The sequence below is a fragment of the Halomonas sp. E19 genome (assembly GCF_052439355.1).
In the GTDB taxonomy this organism is placed as follows: domain Bacteria; phylum Pseudomonadota; class Gammaproteobacteria; order Pseudomonadales; family Halomonadaceae; genus Halomonas.
In genome coordinates, this window is sequence record NZ_JBNFWU010000001.1 from 506,446 (window position 1) to 520,941 (window position 14,496).

The following is a 14,496-nucleotide window of genomic DNA, read 5'->3' on the forward strand; positions in this document are numbered from 1 at the left end:
TCTCATGCATACCCTGTCTCAACTGGAAGGCAACTTCGTCGACGTCGATGGACGCTACGTGATCGTGGTGGGCCGCTTCAATCACCATGTGGTCGATAGCCTGGTGGAAGGCGCCGTGGACAGTCTGGTGCGTCACGGCGTGGACGCGGCGAATATCGACATCGTTCACGTGCCGGGCGCCTGGGAGCTACCGCTGGCGGTGAAGCGCGCGCTGCAGGTGGCGCGCCCGGACGCGGTGATCGCCCTGGGTGCGGTGATTCGCGGCGGCACGCCGCATTTCGAATACGTGGCCGGCGGCTGCAACGCGGCGCTGGGCAACCTGCAGCTCGAGTTCGACACCCCCATCGCCAACGGCGTGCTGACGGTCAACTCTATCGAGCAGGCTATCGAGCGCTCCGGCACCAAGGCCGGCAACAAGGGCGCCGAAGCCGCCATGGCCGCCATGGAGATGGTGTCCTTGCTGCGCGGCTTCGCCGATGACAGCGGGGAAGAGGCATGAGCACATCGCGCCCGCAGCGCGCCCTTCCGCCGGCCAGCAGGCGCGCCGCGCCGCGCGCGAGCTGGCCGTGCAGGGGCTCTATCAATGGCAGCTGACCGGTAAGTCGGTCACCGCCATCGAGGCTGAATTCCGCAGCCAGGTGCCCGACGACGACCTGGAGGATCACGAGAACTGGGCCAAGGTGATGCAGATCGCCGACCTGGCCCTGTTCCACGAGCTGCTGCACAACGTGGTGCGCCTGCGCAGCGACCTCGATGCGGCCATCTCGCCGCTGCTCGACCGTCGCCTCCAGGATCTCGATCCCATCGAACTGGCCATCCTGCGCCTGGGCACCTACGAGCTGTCGCGCCGCATGGAGGTGCCCTATCGCGTGGTGATCAATGAAGGGGTCGAGCTGGCCAAGTCCTTCGGCGCCACCGATGGCCACAAGTACGTCAATGGCATCCTCGACAAGCTGGCCACCCGGCTGCGCAGCGCCGAGGTGAGCGCCCGGCGTCGCTGAGGAAGCCGCCCAGTGGCCGCCGGGGAGTTCGACCTGATCGCACGCTACCTCACGCCTGCCCCACCGTCCGCGGCGGCGGGCGTGGCGCTAGGCGTGGGCGACGACTGTGCGCTGCTGGCCCCGCAGCCGGGGCAGCAGCTGGCGACCAGCGTCGATACCTCGGTGGCCGGCGTGCATTTTCCTGCCGAAGCGCCGCCCGCGGCCATCGGGCATCGTGCCCTGGCGGTCAGCCTGAGCGACCTGGCGGCGATGGGCGCCACAGCCCGCTGGTGCCTGATGGCGCTGACCCTCGAGGCACCCGACGAAGCCTGGGTGGCGGCGTTCTCCGAAGGTTTTCACGCCCTGTGCGACGCCACCGGTACCGCGCTGGTGGGGGGCGATGTGACCCGCGGCGAGCTGGCCGTGGGTGTGACCGTGCTGGGCGAAGTGCCGGCCGTGGGTGCGCTGACCCGTGGTGGCGCACGTCCCGGCGAGGTGCTGGCGGTGACCGGCGCGCTGGGGGCGGCGCCGGCGGCCTGGCCCTGTGGCAGCGCGGCGAGCGTGATCTTGCCCATCCGCTGCTGCGCCGCTACCTGCTGCCCCAGCCGCGGCTGGCGGCTGGCCAGGCGCTGGTGGGCTTGGCCTCGGCGGCCATCGACGTTTCCGACGGCCTGCTGGCCGACCTTGGCCACGTACTGGTGGCCTCCGGCGTGGGCGCCACGCTGGACGAGGCGGCGTTGCCCGCAGCCGAGGGGCTCGGCGAGGCGCTGGGTGAGGCGGCAGCGCGACGTGCGGTACTGGCCGGCGGCGACGACTATGAGCTGCTGGTGAGCCTGCCGCAGGCGTACCTCGCCAGCGCCACTCAGGCCCTGGCGGCGCTGGGGCTGAGCCTGACGCCGATCGGCCGGGTCACCGCCGAACCGGGGCTGCGCGGGGTCGCGGCGCCTGGTCTGGGCGGCTGGCAGCACTTCGGAGAGGCCCCATGAATCGTGCCCCGCAGAGCGTCTGGCGACGCCCGGTTCACTTCTTCGCCTTCGGGCTCGGCAGCGGTGCCGTGCCCTGGGCGCCGGGTACCTTCGGGACCCTGGCGGCCATTCCCTTCTTCTGGCTGATCTCCGAACTGCCGCTCACCTGGTACCTCGGCCTGGTGGCGGTCTCCTTCGTGGTTGGCGTCTGGCTGTGCGACAAGACTTCCCGCGACCTGGGCGTGCACGACCATTCCGGCATCGTGTGGGACGAATTCGTCGGCTACTGGATCACCATGGCGGCGGTGCCGTTCTCGTGGGAAGCGGCGCTGTGGGGATTCGTGCTCTTTCGCATCTTCGATGTCGTCAAGCCCTGGCCGATTCGCTGGGCGGATCGGCGCGTGGCGGGCGGCTTCGGCATCATGATCGACGATGTGCTGGCGGGCATCTATGCCTGGAGCACCATGCACCTGTGGCTCTGGCTGCATTAGGGTATAAGGGGTGGCCGGCGGTTAACTTCTAGGAGGCCGAGCAATGCGCAAGGAACGTCTCATCGTCCCGCTGCTGGCGGTCGTGCTCTTGCTCTGGCTGATCGGCCAGGCCATCTCTAGCTGGGTTTTCGAACGTGAGATGCGGCGCCTGCTCAGCGACCTCGATGCACGCGGGGAGTTTGGCGTGCTGCGCTCGGAGGTGGAGCAGGGGTGGTGGACCTCCAGCGGGTTGATCCACCTGGCGCCGCTGCTGGGCGAGCTCTGGCACCTCGAGCTGAGCTACCGGGCCAGCCACGGCGTGCTCAGCACCCACCTGGACGGCGAGGCGGTGGTGCGCCATGGCCCCGACGGCGTGCGCCTGTTCGGCGACTCGCTGCCCACCACGCCGCCGCTGTGGGAAGCCAGCTACCGCACCCTGAGCGGCACCCTGGAGGGTGGCCTGCAACTCGCGCCGCTGCGCATCACCCAGCAGGAGCGCGAGCTCGTGTTCGCCGGCGGACGGCTGCGCTTCAGCGGTGAGCAGGGCAACTGGCGGCTGCGCGCCCAGCTCGACGGTTGGCGGCTCTCCGATGGCGTGGCCCAGCTCGAGATCGGCCCTGCCACGCTCAACAGCCACTACGCCTACACCGAAGGTGCCTACTCGTTCACCCAGGAGGACTTCCTCCAGCTCGCCTCGCTGACCTGGCAGCAGCCCCAACTGCGGCTCGATGCCAGCAACCTGCAGCTGGCCAACCGCATCGTGCTCGACGACCGCGAGCTGCGGATGCGCCTAGACCTCGATCTCGGCGAGGTGCATACCGCTGAGCAGGTGCTATTGACCGGCCAGCTGAGCGCCGAGCTGTCGCGCCTCAACGCCGACGCGCTCCGCGCCACCATGAAGCGGCTGCGTGAGCTGGCGGCGAGCGGCCACCATGAGGTCGGGCGAGATGACCTGCTGGCGGACCTCGAACCGCAGCTGCTGCAAGTGCTGCAGGACTCGCCGCGCCTCGACCTGTCACGGCTGGAGCTGGAGAGCCCGATGATGGGGCTAGCGGCCCGCCTCGACGGCGCGCTGTTCCTCGACGCGCGCCGGCTCGACGAGCTGAGCCTGCTGGCGCTGGATGACCCGGACATGCAGCAGCGCTGGCGGCGCCGCCTCGACGGCGACTTTACCTGGCACGAGCTGCCCACCGTGGCGGCGCTGTGGCTCGGCCTGCCGCTGGATACTCGTACCCTGGAGATCGACATCGGCCGCGGCCAGGTGCGCGTCAACAGCCGCCCGCTGCCGCCGCTCTGGCGCCATTGAGCGACCCCGCCTATCGCCCGGCTGTCACCGCGTGGGACTTCGTGCAGGGCTACATGGCAGGCCTCACGACAGGCTGCTGGCCCACGCGGGCGTGGGGCGCTCGGGCAGGTGGCCTTCTCTTGCGGCCTTTCGGCCGGCCTCGATGACTTGAAGTCGGGCCCTTCGCCCGCATTCCCTGTGCCATGAGCATCGGCTTCCATTGCGTCAGCACGAGGACTTCATGAGCGATCACGAGCAGGACGAGCGCAACGCACCCCAGGCGAGAGGAGACGCGGATGACAGCCTGCGCTCCGACGGTGAGATCGAGGAGCTGGCCCATGCCGTGGTGCCGGCCAGCGAGTATCTGCCCGAGCGTATCTATCTGTTGCCCATCCACAATCGCCCGTTCTTCCCGGCCCAGGTCCAGCCGCTGGTGATCAACCGCGAGCGCTGGGAGGAGACCATGCGCCGCGTCGGCAACACGCCGCACCACACGCTGGGGGTGGCGTTCGTCGGTGATACCGCGGTGGACGAGCTGGGCCACGACCACTTTCCCGAGATCGGCACGGCGGTGAAGGTGCACAAGCTGCACGGCGAGGAGGGGCAGCTGCAGTTCATCGCCCAGGGCCTGCGCCGCTTCCGCATCCAGCGCTGGCTGTCGAAGAAGCCGCCCTACCTGGTCGAGGTCAGCTACCCCCGCGAGCCGGTCAAGGCCGATGAGGACGAGACCCGTGCCTACGCCATGGCGATCATCAACGGTATCAAGGAGCTGCTGCCGATCAACCCGCTTTACGGCGAGGAGCTCAAGCACTACCTCAACCGCTTCAGCCCCCACGAGCCGGGGCCGCTGACCGACTTCGCCGCCGCCATCACCTCGGCCAAGGGCCGCGAGCTGCAGACCGTGCTCGAGACCCTGCCGGTGCAGACGCGCATGGAGAAGGTGCTGCCGCTGCTGCGCAAGGAGATCGACGTCGCCCAGCTGCAGAGCGAGATCAGCGAGCAGGTCAACGCCCAGATGCAGGAGCGCCAGCGCGAGTTCTTCCTGCGCGAGCAGCTCAAGGTGATCCAGCGCGAGCTGGGCATCTCCAAGGACGACCGCGAGAACGACGTCGACACCTTCCGCGACCGCCTCGAGGGCCTCGTCGTGCCGCCCAAGGTGCTGACCCGCATCGAAGAGGAGCTCGACAAGCTCTCGGTGCTGGAGACCGGCTCGCCGGAATACGGCACCACGCGCAACTACCTTGACTGGCTCACCTCGATGCCGTGGGGCGTACGCAGCCAGGACCAGCTCGACCTGGCGCATGCGCGCACGGTGCTCGACCGCGACCACGACGGCCTCAAGGACGTCAAGGAGCGCATCATCGAGTTCCTCGCCGAAGGCACCTTCAAGGGCGATGTGGGCGGCTCGATCCTGCTGCTGGTCGGCCCGCCCGGGGTGGGCAAGACCTCCGTCGGGCGCTCCATTGCCGAGGCGCTGGGGCGGGAGTTCTATCGCTTCTCGGTGGGTGGCATGCGCGACGAGGCCGAGATCAAGGGCCACCGGCGCACCTACGTCGGCGCCATGCCCGGCAAGCTGGTGCAGGCGCTCAAGGAGGTCGAAGTCGAGAACCCGGTGATCATGCTCGACGAGATCGACAAGCTGGGCAAGTCGTTCCAGGGCGACCCCGCCTCGGCCCTGCTCGAGGTGCTCGACCCTGAGCAGAACGTCGACTTCCTCGATCACTACCTCGACGTGCGCCTGGATCTCTCCAAGGTGCTGTTCGTGTGCACCGCTAATACCCTCGACTCGATCCCGGGGCCGCTGCTCGACCGCATGGAGCAGATTCGCCTGTCGGGGTATATCGCCGAGGAGAAGGTGGCGATCGCCAAGAATCATCTCTGGCCCAAGCTGCTCGAGCGCGACAGGATCCCGCGGCGGCGCATCAACCTCACCGAGGCGGCGCTGCGTCAGGTGATCGAGGGCTACGCCCGCGAGGCCGGGGTGCGCCAGCTCGAGAAGCAGCTCCACAGCATTGTGCGCAAGGCGGCGGTGAAGCTGCTGGAAGGTGGCCAGGAGTCGGTGCGCATCTCGGTCAAGAATCTGGAGGAGTACCTCGGGGCACCGCTGTTCCGCCAGGAGCAGGTGCTCAAGGGAGAGGGGTGGTCACCGGACTGGCCTGGACCTCGATGGGTGGCGCCACGCTGCCGGTGGAGGCCGGTAAGGTGCACTCGTTGACTCGCGGCTTCAAGCTCACCGGCAAGCTCGGCGAGGTGATGCAGGAGTCGGCCAACATCGCCTACAGCTACACGCTGGGGCATCTGGCCGAGTACGGTGCCGATGCCGACTTCTTCGATTCGGCCTTCGTGCACCTGCACGTGCCGGAAGGCGCCACGCCCAAGGACGGCCCCTCGGCCGGGGTGACCATGACCACGGCGCTGCTGTCGCTGGCCCGCCACCAGGCCATCGACCGGCCGCTGGCGATGACCGGCGAGCTGACCCTCACCGGGCAGGTGCTGCCGGTGGGCGGCATTCGCGAGAAGATCATCGCCGCCCGGCGCAGCAAGATCTTCGAAGTGATCCTGCCCGAGGCCAACCGCCGCGACTACGACGAGCTGCCCGACTTCCTCAAGGAGGGCGTCACCGTGCACTTCGCCAAGCGTTACAAGGACGTAGCCAGGGTGGCATTCGCCATCTGACGATGGCGGCGGCGGCGCTACAGGGACAACGTTGGCGCCGCCGTCGACCACCAGCGTTTCGCCGCTGATGAAGGTGTTGTCGGCCGAGGCCAGGAAGGCGACCGTGCGCGCCACTTCGTCGGCGCTGGCCACCCGGCCGAGCGGGGTAGCCGCCTGCCAGCGCCTGCGTGACTCGGACTCGGCGTCCTGCATCCCGGCGCTGACCGGCCCCGGCGCCACGGCGTTGACCAGGATGCCGTGGGGGCCGAGTTCCACCGCCAGCGCCCGGGCAAGCGACAGCATGGCGCCCTTGCACATGGCGTAGGCCGAGCGCTCGGCGGTGGTGCGCAGGCCATGGGCCGAGGCGACGATCACGATGCGTCCACCGCCGTCGGCGATCATCTGGCGGGCGGCGGCCTGCAGCGCGATGTAGGCGCCGCTGATGTTCACCGCCAGCATTTCCCCAAGGCTTGCGACGCTGACGTCGACGAAGCGCCCCGTTGAATCACTCCAGCTGCGTTGATGCAGACGGCAAGCCCCGTACCTGCCGCCTCGATGGTGGCGAAGGCGTGGGCGATACTGTCGGGGTTGGCGAGGTCGCAGGGCAGGAAGGTGCAGCGCCGGGGCCAGGCGGCCACCAGCGAGCTTGCCGTTTCCCGCTGAGCTTCCCGGTCCAGCAGATAGACGTGATCTCCCGACTGCAGCAGGGTAGTGGCGATGGCGCTGCCGATGCCTCCGGCACCGCCGAGCACGGCCGTGGTACGCATGAGGTGTCCGATTTTCCCTTCAGCCCAAAAACCTGCATTATATCGACGTTTCCTCATAACAACGTCATTCCGACCACAACAACGAGATCGCAACGCGATTCTGGACACTCAAGGGAGTCTTCACATGACGATTCGCAAGCCCACCTTCACCCGCACGCTGCTGGCTTCGGCCACCGCCGTACTGCTGGGCGCCGCCGCGCTTTCCGCCCAGGCCGAGACTCGGGTCACCTACAAGTCGGCTTCGGCAGGCACCGCCTACTACCAGATGGGGGTCGAACTCTCCGAGGCCATGCGCAGGGGCACCCAGGGCGAGATTGTCATCACCCTGGAGGAGAGCCAAGGCTCGGTGCAGAACGTCATGGAAGTGATGGCGCGCCAGGGCAACTATGTGTTCACCACGCCGCCGGGGCTGGTCGAACAGGCCATGGCCGGCGAGGGGCCCTTCGCCGAGCGGCAGAATCCGCGCTTCCAGGAGATTCGCGGCTTGTTCCCGATTCCCTCCATCACCATGCACTTCGTGGTGGCCGGTGGCGATGGCGTCATCGGCCTCGAGGATCTCGAAGGCAAGCACATCCTGATCGGGCGGGGGACCTTCGGCGCCCGTGAGGCGGAGCGCTACCTGGAACTGTTCGAGCTGCTGGACAGGGTCCGCGTGGCCAACGCCGAGATCGGCAGCGGCCCCGATGCGTTGAAGAACGGCCAGATCGATGCCTTTGTCACGGCCAGCTCCTTTCCCACGCCCAACGTGATCGAAACCGCCGCCAGCATGGCGATCAGCCTGGTCAGCCTCACCGACGAGCAGATCGAGCAGACCGGCGCGGCGCGACAGACCATTCCGGCCGGCACCTATCCCGGCGTTGAGCAGGATGTCGAGACCACCTCGCTGCCGGTTATCGCCTACACCACGACCGGCATGGACGAGGAGACCGCCTACACCCTGACCAAGACCTTCTGGGAGCGGCGCGACGCCATGGCGGATGAGACCGCCTGGTGGGGCGGCATCACCCACGACATGATCGGCCAGATCGCCGGCACCCTGCATCCCGGTGCCGTGCGCTACTACGACGAAGCCGGCATCGAGATTCCCGACGAGCTGCGTTAACCCACGTCCGTAGTGCGGGGCCAGGAAGGCCCCGCCGCGGTCGCAAGGCATCCCCATTTTCATGCTATCGACACTCGCTTCTTCAACGACGGCCGGCGGCGCCGAGGGCGTACCTCGCCTGCACCCCGCCTGGGTGGTGCTCGGCGCCGTCACGGTCTGCTTTCATCTCGGGCTGATCTTCTACGGCCTGACCCCGGCGCTGGTCAGCCGGCCCATTCACCTGGCGCTGGCGCTGCCGTGGATACTCATCCTGGCCGCCCGCACCCCTTCGAGCGCTGGAGCGGCTGGCTGCTGACGGTGCTCGGCATCGCCGCCTGCGGTTACATCGCCTTCAACGAGGAGGCGCTGGCCAACCAGTACGGCTTCATCGACAACAATTTTCAGATGGCGCTGGGCGTATTCCTGATCGTGCTGACCCTGGAGACCGCGCGGCGTGCCATCGGCTGGCCGCTGCCGCTGGTGGCGGTGGCGGCGTTGGCCTACGCGATATTCGGTGAGCACATCCCCGGCCAGTTCGGGCATCCGGGGCTGCCGATGCAGAGTTTCGTCGGCACCCTGACCATCGCCGAGAGCGGCCTGTGGGGCTCGCTCACCGGGGTCAGCGTCGGCGTGGTGGCGATCTTCGTCATCTTCGGTGCGGTGCTCAACGCCGGCGAGGCGGGGCGCGGCTTCATGAACATGGCCAGCGCCTGCGCCGGACGCCTGACCGGCGGCGCGGCCAAGGTCTCGGTGATCTCCTCGGCGCTGATGGGCTCCATCTCCGGCTCCGCCTCGGCCAACGTGGCTTCCACCGGCGCCATCACCATTCCCTCCATGGTGCGCCTGGGCTATCCGCGCACCCTGGCCGGCGGCGTCGAGGCGGTGGCCTCTTCGGGCGGACAGATCATGCCGCCATTGATGGGGGCGGGCGCCTTCGTCATGGTGGAGCTCACCGGCACGCCCTACACCCAGATCATGGCGGCGGCGCTGCTGCCGGCGATCCTCTACTTCGCTACCGTGTGGATGGGCATCAACGCCTACGCCACTCGCCACGACCTGCGCCCCATGGCGGCGGAGGACCGCGCCAGCGGCAAGGAGGTGGCGATCACTTCGCTGTTCTTCGCCGTGCCCTTCGTGCTGCTGCTCGAGCGCATCTTCCTCGGCGGCTACACGCCCCAGTACGCCGCCAGCATCGCCATCTTTGCCGGCATGCTGCTGCTGTTCTTCGACGTGACGCTCACCTTCTCCCTGCGCGGCTTCGCCTCGCGGATGGCCGAGGCCATGGTCACCGCCGGGCGTCAGGTAGCGGTGATCGGCGCCATCATCATCTGCGCTTCGCTGGTGATCGGGGTGCTCTCGCTGACGGGGCTAGGGGTCAAGATCACCTCCGGCATCCTGTCGCTCTCCAACGAGATGCTGTGGCCGGCGCTGCTGCTCACGGCCCTGGCCTGCCTGGTGCTGGGCATGGAGGTGCCGACCACGGCGGCCTACGTGATCTGCGTCTCGGTGGCGGGGCCCGCGCTCACCGCGCTGGGCCTCGAGCCGCTGCTGGCCCACCTGTTCGTGTTCTGGTTCGCGCTGCTCTCGACCATCACGCCGCCGGTGTGCGGCGGGGTGTTCATCGCCGCCGGCATGGTCGGGGAGAACTGGCTCAAGGTGGCGCTGAAGGCCATGGCGCTGGGCATCGGGCTCTACATCATCCCATTGGCCATGGTCGCCAATCCCGACGTGATTCGCCTGGCCTTCGACCCGTTCGGCGCCATCTTCGATGCGGTGAAAATCGCCCTGGGCCTGATGGCGATTTCCTACGGCGTGATCGCACGGCGCGCGGCCTGGCTGAGGGTGGTGCTGATGATTGTCGGGGCGCTGGTGATCTTCGCCTTTTGAGATGGTTTCCTGGAGGAAAACAAGATGATCGTTGCCACGCTGGGGCCCGAGGGGAACAACCATGTGCTGGTGCTGGGCCGCTACCTCGAAGCTCGCGGCCTGGCCGGCGCCGAGATGAAGTTCTACGACGATTTCCCGACGGCCTTCGCGGCGCTGGTGGCGGGCGAGGTGGACCGGGTACTGCAGTGCACGGCCCACTTCAGCCACGCCGACTGTGTAGGGCGATACATGCACCGCGTCTTTCCGGTGGATGTCTTCGTCGCCGGCAGCCACCCGCTGGTGCTGCTGGCGCAACGCGACCTCGCCACGCCGCGCCAGGTGGCGCGTCAGCCGGCCACCCGCTACTACACCGATCTCTCGGGCTTCGCCGAGGAGATCGACGCGCCCACCACCGTGGCGGTGGCCGAGGGGTTGCTGGAAGGGCGCTTCGAGGCGGGCATCTGTGCCCGCCAGACCCTGGAAGCCCACCCGGACCAGCTGCGCCTGGTCGAGGAGCTGGGGCCGGCGCTGGATGTCTGGGTGCTCTACGGCACCGAGCCGCTTTCGGACGCTCATCCCCTCGTGGTCTAGCCGCTTCGGCGCGTGCATGACAGAATCGGGGCAGACTCGATACCTAGACCGTCGCCCATGGGTGGCAAAGACGGCGTGAACCATATAGCGCAATGCGCACGAAGAGGACACCATGCCCCAATATCGCTCCCGTACCACTACCGCCGGTCGCAACATGGCCGGCGCCCGCGCCCTGTGGCGCGCCACCGGCATGAAGGACGAAGACTTCCACAAACCGATTATCGCCGTGGCCAACTCCTTCACTCAGTTCGTGCCCGGGCACGTGCACCTCAAGGACATGGGCCAGCTGGTGGCGCGGGAGATCGAGAAGGCCGGCGGGGTGGCCAAGGAGTTCAATACCATCGCCGTGGACGACGGCATCGCCATGGGCCACGACGGCATGCTCTATTCGCTGCCGAGCCGCGACCTCATCGCCGACAGCGTCGAGTACATGGTCAACGCCCACTGCGCCGATGCCCTGGTATGCATCTCCAACTGCGACAAGATCACCCCGGGGATGCTCAACGCCGCCATGCGCCTCAACATTCCGGTGATCTTCGTCTCCGGCGGCCCCATGGAGGCCGGCAAGACCAAGCTGCTCGATCATGGCCTCGACCTGGTCGACGCCATCGTCATGGCCACCGACGACTCGGTGGACGACGAGACCCTGGCCGAGGTCGAGCGCAGCGCCTGCCCCACCTGCGGCAGCTGCTCCGGCATGTTCACCGCCAACTCGATGAACTGCCTGATGGAAGCGCTGGGCCTGGCGCTGCCGGGCAACGGCACGGTGCTGGCCACTCACGCCGACCGTCGCCGCCTGTTCGAGACCGCCGGTCACCGCATCGTCGAGCTGGCCAAGCGCTACTACGAGGGCGACGAGGCGCACCTGCTGCCGCGTGCCATCGGCTCCAAGGCGGCGTTCAAGAACGCCATGACCCTGGATATCGCCATGGGTGGCTCCACCAACACCATCCTGCACCTGCTGGCCGCCGCCCAGGAGGCCGAGGTCGACTTCACCATGGCCGACATCGACCGGCTGTCGCGTGAGGTGCCGCAGCTGTGCAAGGTGGCGCCCAATACCCAGAAGTACCACATCGAGGACGTGCACCGTGCCGGCGGCATCATGGCGATCCTCGGCGAGCTGGACCGTGCCGGGGTGCTCGATACCCGTGTGCCCACCGTCTACGGTGACAGCCTCAAGCAGGCGCTGGACGAGTGGGACATCATGCGCAACCCGTCCCCCGAGGTGGTGGAGTTCTACCGTGCCGGCCCCGGCGGCGTGCCGACCCAGGTGGCCTTCTCCCAGAGCGCGCGCTGGCCGACCCTCGACGGCGACCGGGCCAACGGCTGTATCCGCGACCTCGACCATGCCTTCTCGAAGGAGGGCGGTCTCGCGGTGCTCTACGGCAACATCGCCGTGGACGGCTGCGTGGTCAAGACCGCGGGCGTCGACGACTCCATCCTGGTGTTCGAGGGCCCGGCCCACGTGGTCGAGTCCCAGGACCAGGCGGTGGAGCACATCCTGGCCGGGCAGGTGAAGGAGGGCGAGGTCGTCGTCATCCGCTACGAGGGGCCGAAGGGCGGGCCGGGCATGCAGGAGATGCTCTATCCCACTTCGTACCTGAAGTCGAAGGGGCTGGGCAAGGCGTGTGCGCTGCTCACCGACGGTCGCTTCTCCGGCGGCACCTCGGGGCTCTCCATCGGGCATGTCTCGCCGGAGGCGGCGGCGGGCGGTGCCATCGGCCTGGTGCGCTCGGGCGACATCATCCGTATCGACATCCCCAAGCGCAGCATCGACGTGGCGCTCTCCGACGAGGAGCTGGCGGCGCGGCGTGCCGAGGAAGAGGCGCGCGGCAGCGAGGCCTGGAAGCCGCGCATCGAGCGCGTGCGCAAGGTCTCGGCGGCGCTCAAGGCCTATGCGCTGCTGGCCACCTCCGCCGACAAGGGCGCAGTGCGCGACCTGTCGAAGCTCGACTGAGGTCTTCCGTTATGCGCACGAAACCGGCCGCTGGCCGGTTTCGTGCGTTCTGGGGCGGCTTCGTACACCTTGGAAGCGTGTGGCGGACGGCTACCAGGCCAGCGAGGGCTCGCCGCGGCGCCTGGCGCGCAGGGTGTCGCGGGCGATGTAGAGCGCGGCGATGGCTCGCGCCTCGTGGAAATCGTCGCGCAGCAGCAGGGCGGGCAGCTCCTCCAGGGCGTGGGTCTCGACCTCCAGCGGCTCTGGCTCGTCGCCGGGCAGCCGCTTGGGGTAGAGGTCGGTGGCCAGCAGCACCTGCATGCGGTGGCGCATGTAGTTGGGGGCCAGCGACAGCTCCACCAGCGGCTCGATCAGGCGCGCGCCGAAGCCGCACTCTTCCATCAGCTCACGGTTGGCGGCGGTGATGATGTCCTCGCCGGGGTCGACCAAGCCCTTGGGTAGGGTGAGCACGTAGTCCTCGAAGCCGGCAGCGTACTCGCGGATCAGCAGCACATGGTCGGGGTCGGGCATGGCGATGATCATGACGGCACCCTGGTCGCTGCCGCTGAGCCGTTCGAAGGTGCGCTCGGCGCCGTTGGAGAAGCGCAGCTCCAGCGATTCGATATGGAACAGGCGGCTCTTCGCCACGGAGTGGCGCGACAGCACCTGGGGCTTATGAGTGGGCGGGGGCTGGGTCATGAAGGCTCCGTTTGCATGCGGGCGTGGCGCCGCGCCGGCGGGCATGCGTCGCGGCGAACCATTGGGTACAATACCACGCCTCGTCATGCACAGGCCCACCGGAGTCGCAATGATCGATTGGCGCGCCATCGACACCGTCCTGCTCGACATGGACGGCACCCTGCTTGACCTGCACTTCGACAGCCATTTCTGGCTGGAGCACCTGCCCAGGCGCTACGTGGAGCTGCATCGTCTCGACGAAGCCACCCAGGAAGTGGTGCGTTCGCGCATCCTGCATGAGCAGGGCACCCTCAACTGGTACAGCCTGGCCTACTGGAGCCGCGAGCTGGGGGTGGACATCGTCGCCCTCAAGCGCGAGGTGCAGCACCTGGTCGGCCTGCGCGGCGATGCGCTGGACTTCCTCAAGTGGCTCAAGACGGCCCACCCCAGGGTGGTGCTGGCCACCAACGCCGATCGCGAGAGCCTGGAGCTCAAGCTGCCGTTGACCGGTCTGGAGGCGTACCTGGACGCCATTGTCTCCTCGGCCGACCTTGGCGTGCCCAAGGAGGAACAGTCATTCTGGCCTGCGCTGCAGGCGATCGAGCCGTTCGACCCCGCCCGCACGCTGTTCATCGACGACAACCCCGAGGTGCTGGAGAGCGCCCGCAGGTTCGGCATTCGCCACCTGCTCGGCATCAAGCAGCCCGACAGCACCCGCCCGGAAAAAGAGCTCGAGGAGTTCATCGCCCTGGACCGCTTCGCCACGATCCTGCCCGACGCGCTACCCTCGGAGATACGGGTGCCGGGAAGGCCCGCCGGACCAGGAGGGCAGGGTGGATAACGTACGGCTCGACAAGTGGCTGTGGGCGGCGCGCTTCTTCAAGACCCGCGCCCTGGCCAAGAAGGCCATCGAAGGCGGCAAGGTGCACTACAACGGCGGGCGCGCCAAGACCAGCAAGAACGTCGAGGTCGGTGCGCTGATCCGGGTGCCCCAGGGCTGGGACACCTGGGAGGTGGAGGTGATGGCTCTGTCCGACCAGCGGCGCGGCGCGGCGGAGGCCCGCGAGCTGTACCGCGAAACGCCCGACAGCGCGGCGCGGCGGGCGCGGGAGAGCGACGAGCGGCGGCTGGTCAACCAGGCCATGCAGCACCCGCTGAAGCGGCCCGACAAGAAGCAGCGCCGCGACATCCAGCGCTTCCAGCGCCAGCAGGACGACTGACG

Annotated in this window: 11 protein-coding genes and 4 pseudogenes; 13 read left to right on the plus strand and 2 right to left on the minus strand. The window is 68.2% G+C overall.

Annotated elements, in window-relative coordinates; all coding sequences use genetic code 11:
* Window positions 1-4: 4 nt before the first annotated feature.
* The 7 genes and pseudogenes from ribH (at window position 5) to ACUDAL_RS02790 (ending at window position 6,680) form a co-directional block, all read left to right on the plus strand.
* Window positions 5-499: a 6,7-dimethyl-8-ribityllumazine synthase gene (ribH, locus tag ACUDAL_RS02760; RefSeq protein WP_444677061.1), complete on the plus strand. Its 495-nt coding sequence runs from the start codon at window positions 5-7 to the stop codon at window positions 497-499.
* Complete coding sequence (nusB, locus tag ACUDAL_RS02765) at window positions 477-1,001, plus strand: transcription antitermination factor NusB (RefSeq protein WP_444677062.1); 525 nt, start codon at window positions 477-479, stop codon at window positions 999-1,001. Before ribH ends, nusB begins: the two co-directional genes overlap by 23 nt.
* 12 nt (window positions 1,002-1,013) lie before the next feature.
* Window positions 1,014-1,966: pseudogene (gene thiL / locus ACUDAL_RS02770) on the plus strand (thiamine-phosphate kinase).
* On the plus strand, window positions 1,963-2,436 hold the full coding sequence (locus ACUDAL_RS02775; RefSeq protein ID WP_444677063.1) for a phosphatidylglycerophosphatase A family protein: 474 nt from the start codon (window positions 1,963-1,965) through the stop codon (window positions 2,434-2,436). Before thiL ends, ACUDAL_RS02775 begins: the two are co-directional and overlap by 4 nt.
* Before the next feature lie 43 nt (window positions 2,437-2,479).
* The gene (locus tag ACUDAL_RS02780; RefSeq protein ID WP_444677064.1) at window positions 2,480-3,721 is read left to right on the plus strand and encodes a DUF945 family protein; all 1,242 of its coding nucleotides are present in this window, start codon (window positions 2,480-2,482) and stop codon (window positions 3,719-3,721) included.
* A 220-nt stretch (window positions 3,722-3,941) separates the two neighbouring features.
* Window positions 3,942-6,376 (plus strand): annotated as a pseudogene (gene lon, locus ACUDAL_RS02785) (endopeptidase La).
* Between the two features lie 67 nt (window positions 6,377-6,443).
* On the plus strand, window positions 6,444-6,680 hold the full coding sequence (locus tag ACUDAL_RS02790; protein ID WP_444677065.1) for a hypothetical protein: 237 nt from the start codon (window positions 6,444-6,446) through the stop codon (window positions 6,678-6,680).
* Here ACUDAL_RS02790 and ACUDAL_RS02795 read toward each other — a convergent pair.
* Window positions 6,608-7,179: pseudogene (locus ACUDAL_RS02795) on the minus strand (SDR family NAD(P)-dependent oxidoreductase); the annotation flags it as partial. The gene ACUDAL_RS02790 and the pseudogene ACUDAL_RS02795 overlap by 73 nt on opposite strands.
* 67 nt (window positions 7,180-7,246) lie before the next feature.
* On the opposite strand from ACUDAL_RS02795, the gene ACUDAL_RS02800 reads away from it, so the two are divergent.
* The 4 genes and pseudogenes from ACUDAL_RS02800 to ilvD all read left to right on the plus strand — a co-directional run bounded on the left by ACUDAL_RS02800 (window position 7,247) and on the right by ilvD (window position 12,617).
* Window positions 7,247-8,224: a TAXI family TRAP transporter solute-binding subunit gene (locus ACUDAL_RS02800; protein WP_444677066.1), complete on the plus strand. Its 978-nt coding sequence runs from the start codon at window positions 7,247-7,249 to the stop codon at window positions 8,222-8,224.
* A gap of 61 nt (window positions 8,225-8,285) precedes the next feature.
* Window positions 8,286-10,090, plus strand: a pseudogene (locus tag ACUDAL_RS02805) (TRAP transporter permease).
* A gap of 24 nt (window positions 10,091-10,114) precedes the next feature.
* Window positions 10,115-10,660, plus strand: a complete 546-nt coding sequence (locus ACUDAL_RS02810) for a hypothetical protein (protein ID WP_444677067.1) — start codon at window positions 10,115-10,117, stop codon at window positions 10,658-10,660.
* 112 nt (window positions 10,661-10,772) lie between these two features.
* On the plus strand, window positions 10,773-12,617 hold the full coding sequence (gene ilvD, locus ACUDAL_RS02815; protein ID WP_444677068.1) for a dihydroxy-acid dehydratase: 1,845 nt from the start codon (window positions 10,773-10,775) through the stop codon (window positions 12,615-12,617).
* 90 nt (window positions 12,618-12,707) lie between these two features.
* On the opposite strand, the gene nudE is transcribed toward ilvD, so the two are convergent.
* On the minus strand, window positions 12,708-13,295 hold the full coding sequence (nudE, locus tag ACUDAL_RS02820) for an ADP compounds hydrolase NudE (protein WP_444677069.1): 588 nt from the start codon (window positions 13,293-13,295) through the stop codon (window positions 12,708-12,710).
* Between the two features lie 109 nt (window positions 13,296-13,404).
* Between nudE and yrfG the strand changes: the two genes are divergently transcribed.
* Window positions 13,405-14,115 carry a GMP/IMP nucleotidase gene (yrfG, locus tag ACUDAL_RS02825; RefSeq protein WP_444677070.1) on the plus strand — a complete coding sequence of 237 codons (711 nt, stop codon included), beginning with the start codon at window positions 13,405-13,407 and terminating at the stop codon, window positions 14,113-14,115.
* Complete coding sequence (locus tag ACUDAL_RS02830) at window positions 14,108-14,494, plus strand: RNA-binding S4 domain-containing protein (protein WP_444677071.1); 387 nt, start codon at window positions 14,108-14,110, stop codon at window positions 14,492-14,494. The genes yrfG and ACUDAL_RS02830 overlap by 8 nt, the downstream gene beginning before the upstream one ends.
* The last annotated feature ends 2 nt before the right edge of the window (window positions 14,495-14,496 follow it).

Excerpts from the sequence above, each read along its gene's own strand:
- ribH (WP_444677061.1), top strand. The coding sequence starts at position 5 with ATGCATACCCTGTCTCAACTGGAAGGCAACTTCGTCGACGTCGATGGA.
- nusB (WP_444677062.1), top strand. The coding sequence starts at position 477 with ATGACAGCGGGGAAGAGGCATGAGCACATCGCGCCCGCAGCGCGCCCT.
- ACUDAL_RS02775 (WP_444677063.1), top strand. The coding sequence starts at position 1,963 with ATGAATCGTGCCCCGCAGAGCGTCTGGCGACGCCCGGTTCACTTCTTC.
- ACUDAL_RS02780 (WP_444677064.1), top strand. The coding sequence starts at position 2,480 with ATGCGCAAGGAACGTCTCATCGTCCCGCTGCTGGCGGTCGTGCTCTTG.
- ACUDAL_RS02790 (WP_444677065.1), top strand. The coding sequence starts at position 6,444 with ATGAAGGTGTTGTCGGCCGAGGCCAGGAAGGCGACCGTGCGCGCCACT.
- ACUDAL_RS02800 (WP_444677066.1), top strand. The coding sequence starts at position 7,247 with ATGACGATTCGCAAGCCCACCTTCACCCGCACGCTGCTGGCTTCGGCC.
- ACUDAL_RS02810 (WP_444677067.1), top strand. The coding sequence starts at position 10,115 with ATGATCGTTGCCACGCTGGGGCCCGAGGGGAACAACCATGTGCTGGTG.
- ilvD (WP_444677068.1), top strand. The coding sequence starts at position 10,773 with ATGCCCCAATATCGCTCCCGTACCACTACCGCCGGTCGCAACATGGCC.
- nudE (WP_444677069.1), bottom strand. The coding sequence starts at position 13,295 with ATGACCCAGCCCCCGCCCACTCATAAGCCCCAGGTGCTGTCGCGCCAC.
- yrfG (WP_444677070.1), top strand. The coding sequence starts at position 13,405 with ATGATCGATTGGCGCGCCATCGACACCGTCCTGCTCGACATGGACGGC.